Genomic DNA, 20,455 nt, shown 5'->3' on the forward strand with positions numbered 1-20,455 from the left:
TTCTCCCCGCTGTACCTCCCCGTGGTCCGACGGCCGCGGGTCGTCCTGTCCCTACGCATAAACCGTCCGGAGCAACCAACCACATGACCTCCACTCAGGTCCGTCCTTCCAGCACCCCCCAGGTCGCCATCAACGACATCGGTTCCGCCGAGGACTTCCTCGCGGCGATCGACCAGACGATCAAGTACTTCAACGATGGCGACATCGTCGAGGGCGTCATCGTCAAGGTCGACCGGGACGAGGTGCTGCTGGACATCGGCTACAAGACCGAGGGCGTCATCCCCTCGCGCGAGCTCTCCATCAAGCACGACGTCGACCCGAACGAGGTCGTCAAGGTCGGCGACGAGGTGGAAGCCCTGGTCCTCCAGAAGGAGGACAAGGAAGGCCGGCTGATCCTCTCCAAGAAGCGCGCTCAGTACGAACGCGCCTGGGGCACGATCGAGGCCAAGAAGGAAGCCGACGAGGTCGTCACCGGCACCGTCATCGAGGTCGTCAAGGGCGGCCTCATCCTCGACATCGGCCTGCGCGGGTTCCTCCCCGCCTCGCTGGTCGAGATGCGACGCGTCCGCGACCTGCAGCCCTACGTGGGCCGCGAGCTCGAGGCGAAGATCATCGAGCTCGACAAGAACCGCAACAACGTCGTGCTCTCCCGTCGTCAGTGGCTGGAGCAGACCCAGTCCGAGGTCCGCAGCGAGTTCCTCAACAAGCTCGCCAAGGGCCAGGTCCGTTCGGGTGTCGTCTCCTCGATCGTCAACTTCGGTGCGTTCGTGGACCTCGGCGGCGTCGACGGTCTCGTGCACGTCTCCGAGCTGTCGTGGAAGCACATCGACCACCCGTCCGAGGTCGTCGAGGTGGGCCAGGAGGTCACCGTCGAGGTCCTCGACGTCGACCTGGACCGCGAGCGGGTCTCCCTGTCGCTGAAGGCGACGCAGGAGGACCCGTGGCGTCAGTTCGCCCGCACGCACCAGATCGGCCAGGTCGTCCCGGGCAAGGTCACCAAGCTCGTCCCCTTCGGTGCGTTCGTGCGTGTCGACGAGGGCATCGAGGGCCTGGTGCACATCTCCGAGCTGGCCGAGCGCCACGTGGAGATCCCGGAGCAGGTCGTGCAGGTCGGCGACGAGATCCTCGTCAAGGTCATCGACATCGACCTCGATCGTCGTCGTATCTCGCTGTCGCTCAAGCAGGCCAACGAGGGCGTCGTCGGCGACGAGGAGCAGTTCGACCCGGCCGCCTACGGCATGGCCGCCGCGTACGACGAGCAGGGCAACTACATCTACCCCGAGGGCTTCGACCCGGAGACCGGCGAGTGGCTCGAGGGCTACGACGAGGCCCGCGAGACGTGGGAGCGGCAGTACGCCGAGGCCCAGGCCCGCTTCGAGGCGCACCGCAAGCAGATCGCGGCCGCCAAGGAGGCCGACGCCGAGGCGGCTGCCGGTGGCAGCTACTCCAGCGACGACGCCGCTGGTCCGGACGCCCCGGCCGGCACCGGTGGCACCCTGGCCAGCGACGAGGCCCTCGCCGCGCTGCGGGCCAAGCTCGCCGGCGGTGAGTGAACAGCTGATCCGGCGCTGACCCAGCGCTGAACGCCGGAGGCCCAGGACCCATCAGGTCCTGGGCCTCCGTCGTGCCCGGAGCGTGCCGGTCGGGGCAGACGACGAAGGACCCGTGGACGAGGTCCACGGGTCCTGTCTGCCGGCACGGGCCGGACCGGCACCTGCTCGGCGGCCGGGCGCGGCGAGGCGATCGGCGGATCAGTCGACCGGGCAGTGCGCGGTACCCGGTCGGCCGCACCACACGGACGTGCCCGCGGCCGGACCGGGGGTGATCAGAGGCTGAGGATGATCGCGAAGGCGGTGCGCGGACGGCCGCCGGAGCCGGCCAGGAAGCTCCACGTGTGGCGACCGGTGGTCGGCGTGGAGAACATCCAGCGCAGCAGCGAGCTGCGGTGCGCGATGGTCGGACGCTGGAACTGCATCCGGTCGCGAACGGCGGGGATGTCGGCGCAACGCACACCGGCGGTGGCGCCGAGCCGGTGCCGGCCGGCGCCTCGGCGGGCGGCACGGGTCGACGGGGATGCAGCGGGCGGGTGACCGGACATGTTCTCGTTCTGCCTCTCTCGGCGGGGAAGATCGCCAGGACGAACGTTAGTGGTGGGGCTCGTGTGACTACTGCGACGCGCCGGGCGAGTGGGGCGGCGTTACCGGTCCGTAATCCTCGCCGGGAGGTCGCTACTGTCCGTACGTGCTGAGGATCGGACTGACCGGCGGTATCGGCTCGGGTAAGAGCACGGTGTCGGCCCTGCTGGCCGAGCGGGGCGCCGTCGTGGTCGACGCGGACCGCATCGCCCGCGAGGTGCTGGAGCCCGGGACCCCCGGCCTCGCTGCAGTCGTGACGGAATTCGGCCCGGACGTCGTGGCGCCGGATGGCTCGTTGGACCGTGCGGCCCTCGCGGCGGTGGTCTTCAGCGACGATGCGGCGCGTCGCCGGCTGGACGCGATCGTCCACCCGCTGGTGCGTCGGCGGACCGCGGAACTCGTCGCCGCGGCGCCCCCTGACGCCGTCGTGGTCAACGATGTGCCGCTTCTGGTGGAGACCGGGCAGGCCGGCTCCTACGACCTCGTGCTGGTGGTGGAGGCCGACGCCCAGACGCGGGTCGCGCGGCTCGTCGGCCGGGGGCTCGCCGAGGTCGACGCCCGGGCCCGCATCGCCGCCCAGGCCACCGATGAGCAGCGCCGGGCCGCTGCCGACGTCGTCCTGGACAACAGCGGCACGCCGCAACGGCTGGCGGAGCAGGTGGAGGAGTTCTGGGACCGGCACGTGGTCGGGGTGCCGGACTGAGTTCCGCGTGTGCCCGGTGCCCGTGCCGTGTGCACGCCACGAAGCAGAAGACCCCCGCCCGGTCGGGGCTGTGGGTCTGACCTGCTGTTCTCGCTGGTGGGCGATACTGGGATCGAACCAGTGACCTCTTCCGTGTCAGGGAAGCGCGCTACCGCTGCGCCAATCGCCCGTCCCGGCCTCGCGGCCGGACCCACCTCCACGCTCGTGCTCCGCGGAGGAGACGAGGTGGAGACGGGATTTGAACCCGTGTAGACGGCTTTGCAGGCCGTTGCCTCGCCTCTCGGCCACTCCACCGCACACACGGGCCCAGGTCTTCCGACCAAGGCCCGCGGTTCCGAGCGGATGACGGGATTCGAACCCGCGACCCTCACCTTGGCAAGGTGATGCTCTACCACTGAGCCACATCCGCGTTACGGGGAGAACTCTAGCGGACGTCCGGAGGGGGTTCGAAGGGGGGGTCCCCGGTCCTTCCCCGGATGGCGGCCGCCGAGGCCTTCCCGCAAGTCAGCGGCCCGGGAAGTCCGGTCCGCCGTTGGACAGGAGAGCGTCGAGCTCCTGGTCAAGGTGCAGCAGCGCGGTCTCCGAACCCGTGGGCACGAGCGCCTCGGTGTGCCGCAGGAAGGCGGCGACCGTGGCGCGGGAGAGCTCGAAGAGCGCCTCGCCCGACGGGGCCCGCAGGTGCAGGAACAGCACGTCACTGGCCGTGTGTGCCGGCCACACGCGCACGTCGCCGTCGCCGGCGGGGCGCTCGAGGCCGGCCTGCAGCAGCTCGCGCCCGACCAGCCACGCGATGCCCTCCTCGCCGTCGGCGCCGTCCTGCTCGCCGAAGGCGATGCGGACCGCGAACGGGTCCGAGGGGTCGTAGCACAGCAGCGCCGGGACCTCGGTCCAGGACTGCGGGCCGACCAGTTGAAGAGTGATGGGGGTGATGTGACCGGGGGTCCATCGGCTCGTCATGTCAGGTCAACGAACGGGGTCCCCGGAAGTGACGTCCTGCCAAGAAGTCGACCCACACGGGCCACACCGGTCACACCAGTCACACCAGTCACAGGCGTCACTCGTGGGAGGGGTTGAACCGCCTGCCCGGGTCGATCCGAACACCTCGTGTGACCATGGGAGCCGTGAGCCGACCGGTCCGCCGGCCGGAGGACGGCGACGGGGACGTCGAGATCCTCCGGCGCATACGCGCAGGTGACCGGAGTGCCGTCGACGACCTCTACGACCGCTTCCGCCGGCCGGCGTTCGCCCTGGCCCGGCGCATCCTCGCCGACGACGGTCTGGCCGAGGACGTCCTCCAGGACGTCTTCCTCGGGGTGTGGCGGGATCCGAGCGGGTACGACGGCACCCGCGGCAGCTTCGCCTCCTGGCTGCTGGCGGTCGTGCACCACAAGGCGGTCGACGCCGTCCGCCGTGAGGAGTCGCAGCGCCGGCGCCAGGCCCGCGCCGAGGACGAGGCCGTGCTCGAGGCGCCCGTCGCGGCCCGCGACGTGGAGGACGACGCCTGGTCCCGCGTGGTGGCCGACCAGGTGCGGGCCGCTCTCGGGGTGCTGCCCACGCCGCAACGGGAGGCGCTGACGCTCGCCTACTACGGCGGGTACACGCAGCGGGAGGTGGCGGCTCTGACCGGGACGCCCCTGGGCACGGTGAAGACACGGATGCTGGCCGGGATGCGCCGGCTGAAGACGGAACTGGGCGGGTTCTCGGGCCCGGGTGGAAGTGCCCTGGACGACATCTCGCCCCTGGACGGGACGGCACGATGACCGGCGAGCACGGCTACGACGAGCTGGCGGTGGGGTTCGCCCTGCACGCGCTCGAGCCCGACGACGAGGCGGAGTTCCTCCGCCACCTCCCCGGGTGCGAGCGCTGCGCGCTGACGATCGCCGACACCTCCGAGGCGATGGCGGCCATGGCGCGCGACCTGCCGGCGGCCGAGCCTTCCCCGGAGCTGCGCGAACGGCTGCGTGCCGCCGTGGCGAGCACCGAGCAGCTGCCTCCGCGTCCCGCCGAGCAGCCGGTGCCGATCATCCCGGTCAGCGCCGCCGAGCAGACGGGCCCGCGGCCGGTCCCGCTGCGCCGCGTGCCCTCCCGTACGGTCCTGACCCGGGTGCTGGCGGCCGCCGCCGTCGCCGCCGTCGTCGGGCTGGGCGGCTGGACCGTGGCGCTGAGCCAGTCGCGCGACGACCTCCGGTCCACCCTGGCCGCGCAGGAACAGGTCGTCGCCGAGCTCACCGAGCCCGGCACCTCGACCGTCGTGCCCCTCACCACCGGTGAGCGCGAGGTCGCCACCGTGGTCGTCCGCGACGACGGCGTCCACGTCGTCACCGACGGCCTGAGGCGCAACGACACGTCGTCGGAGATCTACGTGCTGTGGGGTCTCGGCGAGGAGGCGCCCGTGCCCCTGGGGGAGTTCGACGTCGCTGGGTCACAGATCGGCGTCCGAACCGTAGGCTCCGGAGCGACCGGGAACGAGTTCTCCGGATACGGCGTCAGCATCGAGCCCGGTCGGCAGGCTCCGTCGGCTCCGACGGAGGTCGTCGCGACCGGGCAGGTGACCAGCTGAGCGGACCAGACACCACGGCGGCGCCGGCGAAGCGGGCGCGGCCGGCCGCGGAGACCGCCGACGAGCGACGTGCGCGGTACGACTCCGACGACACCCACAGCCTGCGCGAGCGCGTGGCCCAGGCCGGCTGGCGACGCCGGCTGGCCGCGAAGCGGAGCCTGAACCACGGCTACCGGGTCGGGGTCGGCATCGTGGGCGCGGTGGTCGTCGTTGCGGGGCTGATCATGGTTCCCCTGGTGGGGCCGGGCTGGCTCACGGTCATCGCGGGGCTCTTCGTGCTGGCCACCGAGTTCACCTGGGCCGAGCGGCTGCTCGAGTTCACCAAGCGGCACGTCAAGCGGTGGACCGACTGGGTGGGCGCCCAGCCGGTCTGGCTCCGGCTGCTCATCGCGCTGGTGACCGCGGCGTTCGTCTACGGCGCGATGGTCGTCGCGCTGCACTTCATGGGAGTGCCGGACTGGGTGCCGGGGTGGGTGCCGCTCTGGCGATGAGCGTCTGGCACAATCGGACGCGCAACGGGCGATTGGCTCAGTGGTAGAGCGCTTCGTTCACACCGAAGAGGTCACTGGTTCGAACCCAGTATCGCCCACCGCACACGTCGGGCCAGGCAGTTCCAGAGATAGGAAGCCTGGCCCTTCGTCGTATCCCGCCCGGGAGGGGCTCAGCGGGTCCGGTAGCGCGCGTGGACCAGCCCGCTGCCGAAGGCGCGCTGCTCGACCAGGTGGAGATCGAGGCGCACGCCGTCGGGGAAGAACCGCTTCCCGCCCCCGCCCCCGGGGTGCGGGTGCGTCGGTCTCCTGGAGGCTGTGACGTGGGCGGCAGGCCTAACTCATCGGCCGGCCGGGGCGCCGTCGTCAGCGGCGGTACTCGACCAACCGCACCATGCCGTCCTCCATGTGGTGGTGGTTGTGGCAGTGGAACAGCCACCGCCCGGGGTTGGTCGCGAGGAAGTCGATCGTCACCTCGCCGCCGTGCGCGGGGACCGCGACGGTGTCCTTGACCGGTCCGCGGCCGCTCGCGGTGAGGACCTGGAAGTGGTGGCCGTGCAGGTGCATCGGATGCCACTTGGCCCCGGTGTTGCGCATCGTCAGCCGGACGCGTTGGCCCTCCACGACCGGTAGCGGATCGGCGTCCGGATAGCTCTGCCCGCTGATCTCCGTGCCCTCCAGCGTGAGGTCGAAGACGCGGTCCGGGCCGCCGGCCGGCAGGGGGAGGGGGTCGACCGCCAGCAGCTCGTCGTAGCCGACGAGGCGGCCGTCGAGCTCGGCCGGCCGGGCGTCGGGTGGGGGAGCGGTGGACACCGGGCTACCGGTGTAGCGGAGCACCGCCCGTCCGAGGCCGGGCCGGCCCTCCGGCTGCGCCGCGACCTGCCAGGCGCCGCCGCTCCGGTCGAGCTGGACCAGGACGTCGCACCGCTCACCCATGCCGAGGCGGACGGTGTCCACGGCAACCGGCTCGACGGGCATGCCGTCGGTGTGCGTGACCGTCAGTCGGTGGCCGGCCACGGCGAACCGGAAGCCGGTGTCGGCCGCGACGTTCATGACGCGCAGCCGCAGCCGGTCGCCCGGCCGTCCCTCGAGGACCGCGGGGTCCTGCGGCGGTCGTCCGTTCACCAGCAGCGCCGGGTACGTGCGGCCGCCGAAGGAGACGACGTCGCGCGGGTCGACGGGCGGGGGCGGAGGACGTCCGCCGCCCCTGTGGGAGGTGTGGTCCGCCAGGCCGTCGGCCCAGTCGTCCAGCATCAGGACGTACTCGCGGTCGTAGGCCAGCGGCTCGTCCCGGGGCTCCACGACGAGGGGCCCGTACAGCCCGCGGTCCAGCTGCATGCCCACATGGGAGTGGTACATGAACGACCCGGGCACCGTGGCCGGGAACTCGTAGAGGAACTCTTCGCCCGGTCGCACCGGACGTTGCGTGACCCCGGGGACGCCGTCCATGGCGTTGGGTGGGGCGAGGCCGTGCCAGTGCACGGTCGTGTCCTCGGGCAGTGCGTTGTCGACCTGCACCCGCAGCACCTCCCCGGCCCGGAGGCGGATCTCCGGGCCGGGGACCGTTCCGTAGCCCCAGGTGCGCGCCGGCGTCCCGGCCAGGTCGAGGGTCATGGCAGCCGGCCGCAGTCGCAGGGCCGGGGCGGCAGCCGGCGCCGGCGCCCCGCAACCCGGGACCAGCGCGAGCCCGGCTGCCGCCGACCCGGCCAGGAACGCCCGGCGGGTCAGCGGCGTCCGGAGACCGCTCACTCCGCCTGGAACTCCGCCAGCATCCCGAGGGTCAGGTGCGGCGGTCCGCTGCCCTCGGCCTCAGGGGTCGTGCCCTGCGGGACGAAGCAGCCCGCGCCGTAGCGCCCCGGCTCCATGCGGAGGAACACCGTGTCGGACTCGCCGGGGGCGGCGAAGGCGGCGCCGGCGAACTGGACCATCGACTCGGACTGCTCGGGGGGCAGCGCGGCGAGCTCGGCCAGCGGCATGTCGACGTCGTCGTCGATCCGGACGATGCCGATCTCGTGGAGCTCCTCGCCCTCGTTCCGGAAGGTGACGGCCACGACGCCGGAGGGCACCGAATCGGGGACCCCCTCGTACTCGTAGTCGACCCCGGTGACCTCGATCTGCTCGTAGCCGCACTCGGCGAGCATGTACTCGTCGATCGCGTCGTCGGCCGCCATGAACTCGGCGCCCTCCATCGGGGCCATGTCTCCCGTGCTGAGCGCCTGCTGCATCGTGGCGATCGAGGTGGCGACGTCGTCGGCGACCTCCTCGGGTGCGGTCTCCTGCGCGCGCTCCAGCAGCGGGCCGAGCCGTGCGCTGAACTCCTCCATCGCGGCCTGGGCCTCGGCGGGCGGCGTGGTCTCGTCGATCGGTGGGCCGGCGGCGGCGGCCGACTCCACGTCCACGGCCGCCTCGCAGAACTCCGCCGGATCGGCGGCGGCCGAGGTCTCGGCGGAGGTGGCCGCAGCCTGGCTGTCGCCGCCGGGCTCCTCGTCGGAGCCGCAGGCGGCGACGGCCAGTGCCACCACCAGCGCCGTGCCCGTCGCCGACCACCGGCTCCTCGTCGTCGTGTGCATCGGACATCCCAGCCTCTCTGACGGTGGACGGCGAACCGTTCCGCATCGTGTCGACGGTGCAGAGTTGCGAACCAGCGAGTTCTGTGGTTGGTCACGCTGCGGCGGACGTCGTGGCGGGTGAGCCCGACCCGCGATCCGTCACGGTCGGTCGGCACGCGGGTCCGCAGGGTCGAGGACGGCGCGGTGCGCCGGAACGCGGGACCATGGCGGAGGTGAGCGCCCAGCCCGATCGTGCGGCCCGGCTGCTGCTGATCCTCGAGCGGGACGGGCCGACCTGCATCTGGTGCGGGCGTGGCTTCTCCGGACAGGTCCGGCCGACCACCGAGCACGTCGTGCCACGGGTGAAGGGCGGCCCCTCCTGGCTGGAGAACGAGGTCGCGGCGTGCGGCCGCTGCAACGGCGAGCGCGGGCACCGCACCCCCGTCGAGTGGCTGGAGGAGTGCCGGCGGCGCGGCTGGCATGCCGACGCGGCCCGGCTGGCGAGCAGTCTGCAGGCGCTCGACCGGGCGATCGCGCGCACCGGCGGGCAGCGCCGGGCCCGGCCCTACCTCGACGCCCAGTTGCGGCGGCTCCGCCGGTCGGGCGGTCCGGCGGCCGAGGTCCCCGCCTAGGGTCTCGCTCGTGACGGCAGCGCACGCGACGACGGGCCGGGTGGCCCGCATCTGGGTCTATCCGGTGAAGTCCCTGGCAGGCACGCCGCTGGACCGGGTCCGGCTGACCCCGGCGGGCCCGGAGGGCGATCGCGCCTGGACCGTCGTGGACGCCGGCAGCGGCGAGGTGCTGCGCGGCAGGCACGCCCCAGGGCTGGCCGGGCTCAGGCCCACGGGGGACCCCGACGCCGACGGCCGGGCCGTGGCCGAGGCGCTCGGCCGGCCCGTGCGGGTCGAGCCCGCGCCCGGTGGCTCGGCGGCCGACGCCGCGGCGGTCCACCTGGTCTCGCGGCAGGCGGTCGACCGGGCGGAACTGGGCGACGTGCCCGAGGGCTGCTCCGCCGACGACCCGCGGGCCAACGTCCTGCTCGACCTGCCCGACGACGACGAGCGCACCTGGGTCGGCCGCACGGTCCGCATCGGGGACGCCGAGCTGCACGTCACCCGCACGCCCAAGCACTGCCTGGGCGTCTACGCCGAGGTGCGGCAACCCGGTGAGATCGCCGTCGGCGACGTCGTCCTGCTCTAGCCTGCGGCCGTGCGTCGCGTCTGGGCCGTCGGGGCGGCCGTGGTGCTGGTCGCCGCGTGCGGTGCCGAGGAGGGCACGCCCTGGAGCCCGGCCGGCGTCCCCGGTGCCCGGTCCACGCCGGCGGCCGAGCCGCGGAGCATCACGCTGGTGGCCACCGGCGACGTCCTGGTCCACCAGGACCGGGCGCTCGCCGCGGGTGCCGAGCAGCCGGACGGCTCCTACGACTTCAGCGGCGTGTTCGCGCCGGTCGCCGACCTGATCGGCGATGCCGACCTGGCGATCTGCCACCTGGAGACCCCGGTCGCCGCACCCGGCGGCCCCTACCGGGGGTACCCGAGCTTCGAGGTCCAGCCGGAGGTCGTCGACGCGCTCGCCGGGGTGGGGTACGACCTCTGCTCCACGGCGTCCAACCACTCGCTGGACGCCGGGTTCGACGGGCTCGCCCGGACCCTCGACGTCCTCGACGCGGCCGGCATCGCGCACACCGGCACGTACCGCAGCGAGCAGGAGAGCGGGCGGCCCACGCTCGTCGACGTCGCCGGGGTGACCGTCGGGCACGTCGCGAGCACCTTCGGCCTCAACGGCGTCCCGCTGCCCGCGGGCCGGGAGTGGTCGGTGGACGTCGCCGCGCTGCCGGACGTCGACGCGATGCTCGAGGCCGCCGCGCGGGCGCGGGCGGCCGGTGCGCAGATCGTCGTCGCCAGCCTGCACTGCTGCCAGGAGTACCGGCACGACCCCACCGACACGCAGGTGGCCGCCACGCGGGCGCTGCTCGCCTCGCCCGACGTCGACCTGGTCGTCGGGCACCACGCCCACGTCGTCCAGCCGTTCGAGCAGATCGCGGGGGAGTGGGTGGCCTACGGCCTCGGCAACCACCTCGCCGAGCACGCCATCCGCGGGTACCCGACCGAGGACTCCGTCGCCGCGCGGTTCACCTTCACCGAGGGGCCGGACGGCGGGTTCACCGTGACGCGGGCCGAGGCGGTGCCGCTGACCATCGACCTGGGGAGCGACGCCGTGACCGTGCGCCCGGCCGACCCGGCGACGGCCCAGCGGGTGGCCGAGGTGCTCGACCGGCGCGGCGCGGTCGCCGCCGGCCTCGCCGTCGTCCCCGGGTGACGCGCTGCGGGGCGCGGGGCGGGGACGGCACTAGGCTCAAGGGCCGGTGACCGGCCTGCCCGGCCGCCGGTGACGTCGCGCCGACCCCTGGGAGTACCTGTGTCCACCCCGCCCTCGCCAACCGCCGTCGCACCGATCCGGGTGCCGGCCGGGACGACGGCGCAGCAGGCGCTCAAGGACGCCGGGATCCCGCTCAAGGGTGCCGACGGCGCCGTCGTCGTCCGTGACCTGGCCTCCGGTGACCTCAAGGACCTGGCGTGGACCCCGGACACCGACGCCGAGGTGGAGCCCGTCCCGGCCGCCAGCGCCGAGGGCCGGGCGGTCATCCGGCACTCGACCGCGCACGTCCTGGCCCAGGCCGTCCAGGGGCTCTTCCCGGGCACCCGGCTGGGCATCGGCCCGCCGGTCGAGAACGGCTTCTACTACGACTTCGAGCCCGAGCGCCCCTTCACCCCCGAGGACCTCACCGCCCTCGAGAAGAAGATGACCGAGATCGTCCGCGCGGGGCAGAACTTCGCCCGCCGGGAGATCAGCGACGCCGACGCCCAGGCCGAGCTCGCCTCCGAGCCGTACAAGCTCGAGCTGATCGGGCTCAAGGGCTCTGCTGTCGACCCGGCCCACCCCACCGAGGGCGCCGACGTGGAGGTCGGCGGTGCGCAGCTGACCATGTACGACAACCTCGACCCCCGGAGCGGCGAGCGGGTCTGGACCGACCTGTGCCGCGGCCCGCACCTGCCGCGGACCAACAACATCCCCGCCTTCTCCCTGACCCGCAGCGCCGCGGCCTACTGGCGGGGCAGCGAGAAGAACCCCCAGCTGCAGCGCATCTACGGCACCGCCTGGGAGAGCAAGGACGCGCACAAGGCGTACCTGGAGCACCTGGCCGAGGCCGAGCGCCGCGACCACCGCCGGCTGGGCGCCGAGCTGGACCTGTTCAGCTTCCCCGACGAGATCGGGTCCGGGCTGGTCGTGTTCCACCCCAAGGGTGGGGTGGTCAAGCGGGAGATGGAGGACTACGTCCGCCGCCGGCACATCGAGGAGGGCTTCGACTACGTCGGCAGCCCGCACATCTCCAAGGGCGGACTGTTCGAGACCTCGGGGCACCTGCCGTACTACGAGGACACGATGTTCCCGGCGATGGAGCTGGAGAACTCGAAGTACTACCTCAAGGCTATGAACTGCCCGATGCACAACCTGATCTTCCGGTCGCGCGGGCGGTCCTACCGGGAGCTGCCGCTGCGGTTCTTCGAGTTCGGCACCGTCTACCGCTACGAGAAGTCCGGCGTCGTGCACGGGCTGACCCGCGTCCGCGGCCTGACCCAGGACGACTCGCACAGCTACGTCACCCCCGAGCAGGCGCCCGGGGAGATCTGGCACCTGCTGCACTTCGTGCTCGGGCTGCTGCGCGACTTCGGCCTGGACGACTACTACCTCGAGCTCTCCACCCGCGGGGACGACCCGGAGAAGCAGGCCAAGTTCATCGGGTCCGAGGAGGAGTGGGCGGTCGCCACCGCGGTCCTCGAGGAGGCGGCGAAGGAGACCGGGCTCGAGCTGGTGCCCGATCCGGGCGGCGCTGCTTTCTACGGCCCGAAGATCTCCGTGCAGGCACGCGACGCCATCGGCCGGACCTGGCAGATGTCGACCATCCAGTACGACTTCAACCAGCCCGCCCGGTTCGGCCTGGAGTTCAGCGCCGCCGACGGCACCCGGCAGCAGCCGGTGATGATCCACTCGGCGAAGTTCGGCTCCCTGGAGCGGTTCTTCGGCGTCCTCACCGAGCACTACGCCGGCGCGTTCCCGGCCTGGCTCGCGCCGGTCCAGGCCGTGGGCATCCCGGTGACCGACGAGCAGGTGCCCTACCTGCGCGACCTCGGCCTGCGGCTGCGGCAGCGCGGGCTGCGCTTCGAGCTCGACGACTCCGACGACCGCATGCAGAAGAAGATCCGGACCGCCAGCAAGCAGAAGGTGCCGTTCGTCCTGATCGCCGGCGCCACCGACGCCGCGGCGGGTGCGGTCTCCTTCCGGTTCCGCGACGGCAGCCAGCGCAACGGCGTGCCGGTCGCCGACGCGGTCGAGGAGATCGCGGCCTGGGTGGCGGTGCGCAACAACGCCGACCCGACGGCGGAGACCAGCGGATGACCGAGCCGGGGTCGGATCTGCCGACCGGGCAGCCCTTCGAGCACCTCTGGACGCCCTACCGGATGGCCTACATCCGCGGCGAGGGCAAGCCCACCGGCGCCCACGACTGCCCGTTCTGCGTCATCCCGACGATGCCCGACGACGAGGGGCTGATCGTGGCCCGCGGGTCGACGGTGTTCGCCGTCCTCAACCTCTACCCGTACAACGCCGGGCACCTGATGGTGGTGCCGTACCGGCACGTGCCCGACTACACCGACCTGACGGCCGAGGAGGTCGCCGAGCTGGGCGACTTCACCCAGACCGCGATGCGCACCATCCGCGCGGTCGCCGGCGCGCACGGCTTCAACATCGGCATGAACCAGGGATCGGTGGCCGGTGCGGGCATCGCCGACCACCTGCACCAGCACACGGTGCCGCGGTGGGGCGGGGACACCAACTTCATGCCGGTGGTCGGGCTGACCCGCGTGCTCCCGCAGGTGCTGCGCGAGACGCGGGACCTGCTCGCCGCTGCGTGGCCCGACCACGCCGTGCCCGCGGCTCCCACCACCCACCCCTCCACCCGCGCGGAGGCCTGAGTGCTCGGCGTCAACGCCCGCCCGCTGGTGGCCAAGGTCGTGAACCCGCTCGCCGCCCGGCTCGCGCGGGTCGGCGTCACGCCGGACATGGTGACGATCACCGGCACGGTCGGCGCCGTCGCCTCTGCCGCGGGGCTCATCGCCACCGGTCAGCTGTTCTGGGGGGCGTTCGCCGTCACGGTGTTCGTGCTGCTCGACATGCTCGACGGTGCGCTGGCCCGGCTGCGGGGCGGCGGCTCGGTGTTCGGCGCGGTGCTGGACTCCACCGGCGACCGCGCCGCCGACGCCGCCATCTTCGGCGCGCTGATCTGGTGGTACTCCGGCGCGGGCGACGACCGGCTGCTGGTCCTCCTCGCCCTGCTCTGCCTCGTGCTGGGCGTGCTCACCTCCTACATCAAGGCGCGCGCCGAGGGCATGGGTCTGGCCTGCGACGTGGGCGTGGTCGAGCGCACCGAGCGGCTGATCTTGGTGCTGGTCGGCACCGGCTTCACCGGCCTGGGCATCCCGTACGCCGTCGACGTCGCGCTGTGGGTGCTGCTGGTCGGCAGCGCGGTCACGGTGGCCCAGCGGGTCCTGGCGGTGAAGCGGGCCGCCGCGAACGCGCGGATCCCGTCGTGAGCGGCGCCCGGGAGCGGGTGCTCGCCCGGCTGACCGACAGCGGTTACGCCGCGGGCTGGCGGGCGGTGCGGATGCTGCCCGAGCCGGTGGCGCGCGGCCTGTTCGACCGCGCGGGCGAGTGGGCGGCCGGGCGGGACGGCGCCGGCGTCCGCCGGCTGCGGGCGAACCTGCGCGTCGTCACCGGCGGGGCGCTGTCCGAGCCGGAGCTCGACGAGCTGACCCGCCGCGCCATGCGGTCCTACGCCAGGTACTGGCAGGAGGCGTTCCGGCTGCCCACCCTCGGCACCCGGCGGATCCTGGCCGGCACCACGGTGGACGGCGTCGAGCACCTGCGGAAGGCCCGGGACGAGGGGCGCGGTGTGATCATCGCCCTCCCGCACAGCGGGAACTGGGACGCCGCCGGGGTGTGGTTCGTCGACTGGCTCGACGGCCCGTTCATGACCGTCGCCGAGCGGCTGCGGCCGGAGTCGCTCTACCGGCGCTTCCTCGACTACCGCGAGTCCCTGGGTTTCCGGGTCGTCCCGCTGACCGGCGGGCCGCGGCCGAGCGCCGAGGTGCTCAGGGAGTGGCTGGCGGCCGGGGGCTCGGCGTGCCTGCTGGTCGACCGCAACCTCGGCGCCGGCGGTGTGCCGGTGCGGTTCTTCGACCGCCCGGCGACGATGCCCGGCGGCGCGGCGGCGCTGGCCGCGGAGACCGGCGCGGCGCTGCACCCGGTCGTGAGCCGGTTCGACGGGCCGGGCTGGCGGCACCGGGTGTACCCGGAGGTGCCGGTCGCCGACGCGTCGCGGACCGCCGTCGCCGCCGCGATGCAGCAGGTGGCCGACGCGTTCACCGCCGGCATCGCGCAGGCGCCGGAGGACTGGCACATGCTCGGCCGCGTCTGGCCCGACGTCGGGGCCGACGCGCCCCGGTCCCCGCAGAGGGAGCCGGCCTGATGCGCATCGGCCTGGTCTCGCCGTACCGGTGGGACGTCCCCGGGGGCGTCCAGTACCACGTGCGCGACCTGGCCGAGACGCTGCGCCGGATGGGCCACCACGTGGAGGTGCTCACCCCGGCCGAGCGGGAGGAGTCGATCACCGACCCGTTCACGACCTTCGCCGGGCGCACCGTGCCGGTCCCGTACAACGGCTCGATGGCCAGCGCCCAGTTCGGCCCGGTGTCGGCCTCGCGTGTCCGGCGGTGGCTGCGCGACGGCCGCTTCGACGTCGTCCACGTGCACGAGCCGGCGTCGCCGTCGGTGTCGCTGCTGGTCTGCATGATCGCCCGCGGCCCGATCGTGGCCACCTTCCACGCGGCGAGCACCCGGTCCAAGGCGCTGGCCGCGCTCGGGCCGATGGTGCGGCCCTGGCTGGAGCGCATCGCCGGCCGGATCGCCGTGTCGGACTTCGCCCGGCGGCTGCAGGTGGAGCACCTGGGCGGGGACGCGGTGATCATCCCGAACGGCGTGCACGTCGGTCTCTTCGCCGAGGGGCCCACGCTGACCGGCCGGCCGCGCGGCGCCGACGGCCCGACCATCGGGTTCGTCGGCCGCTTCGACGAGCCGCGCAAGGGCCTGCCGGTGCTGCTGGAGGCCATGCGCACCGTCGTCCGGGAGCACCCGGGCGTCCGGCTGCTCATCGCCGGTCGCGGGAACGCCGACGCGCTGCGGACGATGGTCGGGGAGGAGCTCCGCGGCGCCGTGACGTTGCTGGGCGAGGTGCCGGAGGCGGAGAAGGCGGCGCTGCTGCGCTCCGTGGACGTCTACTGCGCGCCGAACCTGCTCGGTGAGTCCTTCGGCGTGATCCTCGTCGAGGCCATGGCCGCCGGGGCCCCGGTCGTGGCCAGCGACCTCGACGCCTTCGCCCGGGTGCTCGACGGCGGCAGGGCCGGCGTGCTGGTGCGCCGCGACGACGCGACGGCGCTGGCCCGGGCGCTCTGCGACCTGCTGGCCGACCCCGGCCGCCGCGCCGCGCTCGCCGCCCGGGGCGCGGAGGTGGCCGCGCAGTACGACTGGCAGGTCCTGGCCCGCCGCATCCTCGCCGTCTACGAGACCGTCCTGCCCGCCGGCGGCGGCGCGGTGACCGCCGGCCCCGACGACGACTTCCCGGCCGTGCCGCCGACGGGCACTGCGCCGCGACCTCCCCGCATCCGGCGGGGTCGCCGCTAACCTCGTCCCCCGTGACGTCCGAGGTGTGGGTGCTGCTCGCCGCCGGCGTCCTCCTGGTGCTGCTGGCCTGGACCGGGTGGACGCTGACCCGGCTGCGGCGGCTGGCGGTGCGGGTCGACCGGGCCTGGGCGGCCCTGGACGCGCAACTGCGCCGGCGGGTGGGCCTGGCCGAGGAGCTGACGCGCAACCACCCGGCCGCCCTCGGCGAGCAGACCGGGGCACGCCTGGCCGCGGCCGCCGCCGGTGCGCGGGCCTCGGCGGCCGGTGACCGGGAACTGGCGGAGAACGCGCTGGGGCGCGAGCTGCGCGAGCTCCCGGCCGACCTCCCGGGCGTGCCCCCACCCCTGCGCACCGACCTCGACGGCACGATGACGAGGGTCGCGCTGGCCCGCCGGTTCTACAACGACGCCGTCCGCGACACCCGGGAGCTGCGCGGCCGCCGCGTCCCCCGGTGGCTGGGCCTGCACCGGTCGCGCCCGCTGCCGCGGTACTTCGACATCGACGACCGGATCGGGAACGTGACCAAGGACGCCGACGGGGCCGGCCGGCCCGCTCGCTGAACGCCGTAGAGTGGCGCCCCAGGCGTTTCTCGACCCGAGGCGGAATCCGTGAGCACTCCCACCGAGCAGACCGTCGGCGCGACCGGCACCGACCGGGTGAAGCGCGGCATGGCCGAGCAGCTCAAGGGCGGCGTCATCATGGACGTCGTCACCCCGGAGCAGGCCCGCATCGCCGAGGACGCCGGCGCGGTGGCCGTCATGGCGCTGGAGCGCGTGCCGGCCGACATCCGCGCCCAGGGCGGCATCGCGCGCATGAGCGACCCCGACATGGTCCAGGGCATCATCGACGCGGTCTCCATCCCGGTCATGGCCAAGGCCCGCATCGGCCACTTCGTCGAAGCGCAGGTCCTGCAGTCCCTCGGCGTGGACTACATCGACGAGTCCGAGGTGCTCAGCCCCGCCGACGAGGCCCACCACATCGACAAGCACGCCTTCACGGTGCCGTTCGTCTGCGGTGCCACCGACCTGGGCGAGGCGCTGCGCCGGATCTCCGAGGGCGCGGCGATGATCCGCTCCAAGGGCGAGGCCGGTACCGGCAACGTGGTCGAGGCCACCCGGCACATGCGTGCGCTGCGGGCCGGCATCAAGCGGCTGGCCACGCTGGACGAGTCCGAGCTCTACGTCGCGGCCAAGGAGCTGCGTGCGCCGCACGACCTGGTGGTCGAGGTGGCCCGGCTCGGCGCGCTGCCGGTCGTCCTCTTCACCGCGGGCGGCATCGCCACCCCGGCCGACGCGGCGATGATGATGCAGCTCGGGGCCCAGGGCGTCTTCGTGGGCTCGGGCATCTTCAAGTCCGGGGACCCGGCCCAGCGGGCGGCGGCGATCGTGCAGGCGACGACGTTCTTCGACGACCCCGACGTCATCGCGAAGGTCTCGCGCGGTCTGGGCGAGGCCATGGTCGGCATCAACGTGTCCACGCTCCCCGAGAGCGAGCGGTACGCCACCCGGGGCTGGTGAGCCGAGCCGCCGGCCGGGACCGCATCGGCGGGCTCGACCTGGCCCGCGGTCTCGCGGTCCTGGGCATGTTCGGCGCCCATCTGGACATCGGCGCCGAGCTGACGACCGACCCGTCCACGTGGGCGGCGGTGGTCGACGGCCGGTCGTCGGTCCTGTTCGCCACGCTGGCCGGCGTCTCGATCGCGCTGCTGTCCGGCGGCACCCGACCGGTAGACGGGATCGAGCTGGTGCAGGCCCGCCTGCGGATCGTCGTCCGCGCCGCCTGGGTCTTCGCGATCGGCGCGGTGCTGGAGTGGCTGGACACCTTCGTCGCGATCATCCTCGGCGTCTACGCGGTGCTGTTCGTGCTGGCCCTGCCGTTCCTGCGCATGTCCCCCCGGCGGCTGTTCCTCCTCGCCGGGGCCCTGGCGGTGGTGGGTCCGCCGCTCGACGCCCTCCTCGGCCAGGTGCTGTCCGTCGCCGACACGGAGGCCCACTACGTGGCCGAGCTGCTGGTCACCGGCAGCTACCCGGCACTGCTGTGGCTGGCGTTCCTGCTCGTCGGTCTCGGGGTCGGACGGCTGGACCTGGAGGCAGCCGGCGTCCGTGCCCGGCTGGCGGCGTCCGGTGCGGTCGCCGCCGTGCTCGGCTACGGCGGCGGCTGGCTCACCACCCGGCTCCTCGCCGGCGGGGAACCGTCCCGGGGCCCGGCCGCGGGGTTCGCCTCGCCCGTGGGGGAGTGGCAGGCGGCCTGGTTCACCGGCGCCGAGCCGCACAGCGGGACGACGTCCGAGCTGGTCGGGTCCGCCGGCTTCGCGTTGCTCGTCCTGGCGCTGGGCCTCGTCGCCGCCGACCTCCTTCCGCTGCCCACCGCTCCGCTGCGCGCCGTGGGGGCGCTGGCGCTGTCGGTCTACTCGGCGCAGGTCGTCGTCCTGTGGGCGCTGCTGCAGGTGGACCCCCAGGCGGCGCGGGGCACCGGCGCATGGGTGCTGTTCTGCCTCACCGCCCTGTCCGTCGCCGGGATGTGGCGGTGGAGGCTGCGCCGCGGACCGCTGGAACGGCTGCTCACGTGGAGCTCGACCCGGGCTGCCGCCGTCGCGCCGTCGTCCCCGACGTACCGTGCTCGCTCGTGACCTCCGCTCCCGACCGTCCCGTCATCGGGGTGCTGGCGCTGCAGGGCGACGTCCGCGAGCACGTGGCCGCGCTGCGCGCCGAGGGCGCCGACCCCCGTCCCGTCCGGCGCCCGGAGGAGCTGGCCGACGTCGACGGGATCGTTCTCCCCGGGGGCGAGTCGACCACCATGGCCAAGCTCGCCGGCCGGTTCGGGCTGCTCGAGCCGCTGCGCGCCGCCGTCGGCTCGGGCCTGCCCGCCTACGGCACGTGCGCCGGGATGATCCTGCTGGCCGACCGGCTGCTGGACGCCCCGCCGGACCAGGCGACCGTCGGGGGACTGGACGTCACCGTGCGGCGCAACGCCTTCGGCCGGCAGGTCGACTCCTTCGAGTCGCGGGTGGAGCTGGCCGGTCTGGACGGTGGTCCGCTGACCGCCGTCTTCATCCGCGCGCCGTGGGTGGAGGACGCCGGGAACGGCGTCGAGGTGCTCGGCCGGGTCGTCGGTGGTCCGGCCGACGGTAGGATCGTCGCGGTCCGCCAGAGGAACGTGGTGGCCACCAGCTTCCACCCCGAGCTGACCGGGGACCGCCGGGTGCACGCACTGTTCGTCGACATCGTGCGCCGTCGCCTGGCGGAGAGGGCCGGCGCCGACGCCGGGGACGAGAGGGGACTGTCGTCGTGAACGAGCGTGCGAGTTCACCAACGGACACAGCGCCGCGGCCGCTCATGCGGGCGACGAGCGCCAGCGAGGAGAACTCATGAGTGGCCACTCCAAGTGGGCGACGACGAAGCACAAGAAGGCGGGCATCGACGCCAAGCGCGGCAAGCTCTTCGCCAAGCTGATCAAGAACATCGAGGTCGCGGCCCGCACCGGCGGCGCCGACCTGTCCGGCAACCCGACGCTCTACGACGCCGTCCAGAAGGCGAAGAAGAGCTCGGTGCCCAACGACAACATCGACCGCGCGGTCAAGCGCGGCGGCGGCCTCGAGGCCGGCGGCGTGGACTACCAGGGCATCACCTACGAGGGCTACGGCCCCGGCGGCGTGGCGGTGCTCATCGAGTGCCTGACCGACAACAAGAACCGGTCGGCGATGGAGGTGCGCACGGCGATGACCCGCAACGGCGGGAACATGGCAGACCCGGGCTCGGTCTCCTACCTGTTCTCCCGCAAGGGCGTCGTCGTGGTCCCGGCCGCCGGTCACACCGAGGACGACGTGCTGATGGCCGTCCTCGACGCCGGGGCCGAGGAGGTCCGCGACCTGGGCGACACCTTCGAGGTGGTCAGCGAGCCCGGCGACATGGTGGCGGTGCGCACGGCGCTGCAGGACGCCGGGATCGAGTACGACTCCGCCGACATGGGGTTTCTGCCCAGCGTCCAGGTCGAGCTCGACGCCGACGGCGCGGCCAAGGTCTTCAAGCTGATCGACGCGCTCGAGGACCTCGACGACGTGCAGAACGTGTACGCCAACTACGCCGTGTCCGACGAGGTCATGGAGCAGGTCACCGCCGACGCCTGAAGAAGGACCCCGGTGCCCCCCACGGCTCGCGAGCTCGCCGCGGGACCCTGCACCGGGGCCGTTCCAGCGTGTTGCCGCGGCGACATCCCCCGTGCCG

At 73.5% G+C, this 20,455-nt stretch carries 22 protein-coding genes and 4 tRNA genes; 19 read left to right on the forward strand and 7 right to left on the reverse strand.

Annotation, left to right across the window (positions count from 1 at the left end):
* The first annotated feature begins 83 nt into the window (after window positions 1–83).
* Window positions 84–1,553: a 30S ribosomal protein S1 gene (gene rpsA / locus C5507_RS08395; protein ID WP_104528083.1), complete on the forward strand. Its 1,470-nt coding sequence runs from the start codon at window positions 84–86 to the stop codon at window positions 1,551–1,553.
* Between the two features lie 272 nt (window positions 1,554–1,825).
* On the opposite strand, the gene C5507_RS23075 is transcribed toward rpsA, so the two are convergent.
* On the reverse strand, window positions 1,826–1,975 hold the full coding sequence (locus C5507_RS23075) for a hypothetical protein (protein ID WP_249027811.1): 150 nt from the start codon (window positions 1,973–1,975) through the stop codon (window positions 1,826–1,828).
* 266 nt (window positions 1,976–2,241) lie between these two features.
* Between C5507_RS23075 and coaE the strand changes: the two genes are divergently transcribed.
* Window positions 2,242–2,838 (forward strand): dephospho-CoA kinase, encoded by a 597-nt coding sequence (gene coaE, locus C5507_RS08405; RefSeq protein ID WP_104528085.1) that lies wholly within the window; start codon window positions 2,242–2,244, stop codon window positions 2,836–2,838.
* 94 nt (window positions 2,839–2,932) lie between these two features.
* On the opposite strand, the gene C5507_RS08410 is transcribed toward coaE, so the two are convergent.
* The 4 genes from C5507_RS08410 to C5507_RS08425 form a co-directional block, all read right to left on the reverse strand.
* A tRNA-Val gene (locus tag C5507_RS08410) sits at window positions 2,933–3,007 on the reverse strand.
* Window positions 3,008–3,061: 54 nt separating this feature from the next.
* Window positions 3,062–3,132 (reverse strand) — tRNA-Cys (locus C5507_RS08415).
* Between the two features lie 43 nt (window positions 3,133–3,175).
* Window positions 3,176–3,247, reverse strand: a tRNA-Gly gene (locus tag C5507_RS08420).
* A gap of 95 nt (window positions 3,248–3,342) precedes the next feature.
* The gene (locus C5507_RS08425; RefSeq protein ID WP_104528086.1) at window positions 3,343–3,795 is read right to left on the reverse strand and encodes an SsgA family sporulation/cell division regulator; all 453 of its coding nucleotides are present in this window, start codon (window positions 3,793–3,795) and stop codon (window positions 3,343–3,345) included.
* A gap of 155 nt (window positions 3,796–3,950) precedes the next feature.
* On the opposite strand from C5507_RS08425, the gene C5507_RS08430 reads away from it, so the two are divergent.
* From C5507_RS08430 to C5507_RS08445, 4 genes are all read left to right on the forward strand, one after another.
* Window positions 3,951–4,598: a sigma-70 family RNA polymerase sigma factor gene (locus tag C5507_RS08430; RefSeq protein ID WP_242610994.1), complete on the forward strand. Its 648-nt coding sequence runs from the start codon at window positions 3,951–3,953 to the stop codon at window positions 4,596–4,598.
* A complete protein-coding gene (locus C5507_RS08435) occupies window positions 4,595–5,398 on the forward strand; it encodes an anti-sigma factor (RefSeq protein ID WP_104528088.1) in 804 nt (267 codons plus the stop codon). Before C5507_RS08430 ends, C5507_RS08435 begins: the two co-directional genes overlap by 4 nt.
* A 113-nt stretch (window positions 5,399–5,511) precedes the next feature.
* Window positions 5,512–5,889, forward strand: a complete 378-nt coding sequence (locus C5507_RS08440; protein WP_104528089.1) for a TIGR02611 family protein — start codon at window positions 5,512–5,514, stop codon at window positions 5,887–5,889.
* A gap of 26 nt (window positions 5,890–5,915) precedes the next feature.
* A tRNA-Val gene (locus C5507_RS08445) sits at window positions 5,916–5,987 on the forward strand.
* Window positions 5,988–6,252: 265 nt separating this feature from the next.
* On the opposite strand, the gene C5507_RS08450 is transcribed toward C5507_RS08445, so the two are convergent.
* Together C5507_RS08450 and C5507_RS08455 are read right to left on the reverse strand one after the other, a co-directional pair.
* The gene (locus C5507_RS08450; protein WP_104528090.1) at window positions 6,253–7,635 is read right to left on the reverse strand and encodes a multicopper oxidase family protein; all 1,383 of its coding nucleotides are present in this window, start codon (window positions 7,633–7,635) and stop codon (window positions 6,253–6,255) included.
* Window positions 7,632–8,456, reverse strand: coding sequence for a hypothetical protein (locus C5507_RS08455; RefSeq protein ID WP_130504182.1), 825 nt, complete (start codon window positions 8,454–8,456; stop codon window positions 7,632–7,634). The genes C5507_RS08450 and C5507_RS08455 overlap by 4 nt, the downstream gene beginning before the upstream one ends.
* A gap of 212 nt (window positions 8,457–8,668) precedes the next feature.
* Here C5507_RS08455 and C5507_RS08460 point away from each other — a divergent pair, with 212 nt between their 5' ends.
* The 13 genes from C5507_RS08460 (at window position 8,669) to C5507_RS08520 (ending at window position 20,358) form a co-directional block, all read left to right on the forward strand.
* A complete protein-coding gene (locus tag C5507_RS08460) occupies window positions 8,669–9,067 on the forward strand; it encodes an HNH endonuclease (RefSeq protein ID WP_242610995.1) in 399 nt (132 codons plus the stop codon).
* A 10-nt stretch (window positions 9,068–9,077) separates the two neighbouring features.
* Window positions 9,078–9,635: an MOSC N-terminal beta barrel domain-containing protein gene (locus tag C5507_RS08465; protein ID WP_104528093.1), complete on the forward strand. Its 558-nt coding sequence runs from the start codon at window positions 9,078–9,080 to the stop codon at window positions 9,633–9,635.
* A gap of 9 nt (window positions 9,636–9,644) precedes the next feature.
* Window positions 9,645–10,754 (forward strand): CapA family protein, encoded by a 1,110-nt coding sequence (locus C5507_RS08470; RefSeq protein WP_104528094.1) that lies wholly within the window; start codon window positions 9,645–9,647, stop codon window positions 10,752–10,754.
* Window positions 10,755–10,853: 99 nt separating this feature from the next.
* Window positions 10,854–12,893: a threonine--tRNA ligase gene (thrS, locus tag C5507_RS08475; protein WP_104528095.1), complete on the forward strand. Its 2,040-nt coding sequence runs from the start codon at window positions 10,854–10,856 to the stop codon at window positions 12,891–12,893.
* Window positions 12,890–13,468, forward strand: coding sequence for an HIT family protein (locus C5507_RS08480; protein ID WP_104528096.1), 579 nt, complete (start codon window positions 12,890–12,892; stop codon window positions 13,466–13,468). Before thrS ends, C5507_RS08480 begins: the two co-directional genes overlap by 4 nt.
* Window positions 13,469–14,086, forward strand: coding sequence for a phosphatidylinositol phosphate synthase (pgsA, locus tag C5507_RS08485; protein WP_104528097.1), 618 nt, complete (start codon window positions 13,469–13,471; stop codon window positions 14,084–14,086).
* Window positions 14,083–15,021, forward strand: a complete 939-nt coding sequence (locus tag C5507_RS08490; protein WP_104528098.1) for a phosphatidylinositol mannoside acyltransferase — start codon at window positions 14,083–14,085, stop codon at window positions 15,019–15,021. The genes pgsA and C5507_RS08490 overlap by 4 nt, the downstream gene beginning before the upstream one ends.
* Window positions 15,021–16,232 (forward strand): glycosyltransferase family 4 protein, encoded by a 1,212-nt coding sequence (locus C5507_RS08495; RefSeq protein WP_104528099.1) that lies wholly within the window; start codon window positions 15,021–15,023, stop codon window positions 16,230–16,232. The genes C5507_RS08490 and C5507_RS08495 overlap by 1 nt, the downstream gene beginning before the upstream one ends.
* Before the next feature lie 11 nt (window positions 16,233–16,243).
* A complete protein-coding gene (locus C5507_RS08500; RefSeq protein ID WP_104528100.1) occupies window positions 16,244–16,792 on the forward strand; it encodes a LemA family protein in 549 nt (182 codons plus the stop codon).
* Window positions 16,793–16,840: 48 nt separating this feature from the next.
* On the forward strand, window positions 16,841–17,749 hold the full coding sequence (gene pdxS / locus C5507_RS08505) for a pyridoxal 5'-phosphate synthase lyase subunit PdxS (protein WP_104528101.1): 909 nt from the start codon (window positions 16,841–16,843) through the stop codon (window positions 17,747–17,749).
* Window positions 17,746–18,861, forward strand: coding sequence for a heparan-alpha-glucosaminide N-acetyltransferase domain-containing protein (locus C5507_RS23080; RefSeq protein WP_104528102.1), 1,116 nt, complete (start codon window positions 17,746–17,748; stop codon window positions 18,859–18,861). Before pdxS ends, C5507_RS23080 begins: the two co-directional genes overlap by 4 nt.
* Window positions 18,858–19,523 (forward strand): pyridoxal 5'-phosphate synthase glutaminase subunit PdxT, encoded by a 666-nt coding sequence (pdxT, locus tag C5507_RS08515; protein WP_242610996.1) that lies wholly within the window; start codon window positions 18,858–18,860, stop codon window positions 19,521–19,523. Before C5507_RS23080 ends, pdxT begins: the two co-directional genes overlap by 4 nt.
* Window positions 19,524–19,599: 76 nt before the next feature.
* Window positions 19,600–20,358: a YebC/PmpR family DNA-binding transcriptional regulator gene (locus C5507_RS08520; RefSeq protein WP_104528104.1), complete on the forward strand. Its 759-nt coding sequence runs from the start codon at window positions 19,600–19,602 to the stop codon at window positions 20,356–20,358.
* Window positions 20,359–20,455 lie beyond the last annotated feature (97 nt).

The sequence above is a fragment of the Blastococcus saxobsidens genome, assembly GCF_002938435.1.
Classification (GTDB): Bacteria; Actinomycetota; Actinomycetes; order Mycobacteriales; family Geodermatophilaceae; genus Blastococcus; species Blastococcus saxobsidens.

Bases quoted from the DNA above. Each gene is read 5' to 3' on its own strand.
- rpsA (WP_104528083.1), top strand. From the start codon at position 84: ATGACCTCCACTCAGGTCCGTCCTTCCAGCACCCCCCAGGTCGCCATC.
- C5507_RS23075 (WP_249027811.1), bottom strand. From the start codon at position 1,975: ATGCAGTTCCAGCGTCCGACCATCGCGCACCGCAGCTCGCTGCTGCGC.
- C5507_RS08425 (WP_104528086.1), bottom strand. From the start codon at position 3,795: ATGACGAGCCGATGGACCCCCGGTCACATCACCCCCATCACTCTTCAA.
- C5507_RS08430 (WP_242610994.1), top strand. From the start codon at position 3,951: ATGGGAGCCGTGAGCCGACCGGTCCGCCGGCCGGAGGACGGCGACGGG.
- C5507_RS08435 (WP_104528088.1), top strand. From the start codon at position 4,595: ATGACCGGCGAGCACGGCTACGACGAGCTGGCGGTGGGGTTCGCCCTG.
- C5507_RS08455 (WP_130504182.1), bottom strand. From the start codon at position 8,456: ATGCACACGACGACGAGGAGCCGGTGGTCGGCGACGGGCACGGCGCTG.
- C5507_RS08480 (WP_104528096.1), top strand. From the start codon at position 12,890: ATGACCGAGCCGGGGTCGGATCTGCCGACCGGGCAGCCCTTCGAGCAC.
- C5507_RS08495 (WP_104528099.1), top strand. From the start codon at position 15,021: ATGCGCATCGGCCTGGTCTCGCCGTACCGGTGGGACGTCCCCGGGGGC.
- C5507_RS08520 (WP_104528104.1), top strand. From the start codon at position 19,600: ATGAGTGGCCACTCCAAGTGGGCGACGACGAAGCACAAGAAGGCGGGC.